1 protein-coding gene is annotated in these 399 nt (G+C 38.1%); it reads left to right on the forward strand.

Annotated elements, in window-relative coordinates; translation table 11 throughout:
- Positions 1-49: 49 nt before the first annotated feature.
- Positions 50-399 (forward strand): DUF5085 domain-containing protein (locus HMPREF2613_RS00605; RefSeq protein WP_070478192.1); only part of this gene is annotated, 350 nt, incomplete at its 3' end.

Here is a 399-nt window from a genome sequence, read left to right on the forward strand (position 1 = left end):
GTTTATGATGATTTGTTTGTGGATTTGATTATCCCAGTGGAGAAGTAAAATGGCAGAAATTACATATGGTATGAATCAATCCTTAATGATGAGTAATGTCTTGAGTGTGAACTATAATATTGTCGGTGATGAGATTGCAGTAGCCTTTCAAGACATGATTCAAACAGCTGTAGCAGCTGGATATACACCTAAAAGCAACCCATTTTACTCATGCCCTCATATCGGAGAATTGGAAGATGGAACATACAACATCACAGTCTATCTTCCCGTTCATGAGGATTATCTAGGAAAAGAAGAGATAATGGAAGGGACAGCCTATAACAGTTATTTTTTGGTTCCTCGAATGGCAGGAGTAAGAGTTACTGGAGAGGAAGCTGTTGACTTTGATAAGGGGATATA

Source organism: Streptococcus sp. HMSC070B10, assembly GCF_001808665.1.
In the GTDB taxonomy this organism is placed as follows: Bacteria; Bacillota; Bacilli; order Lactobacillales; family Streptococcaceae; genus Streptococcus.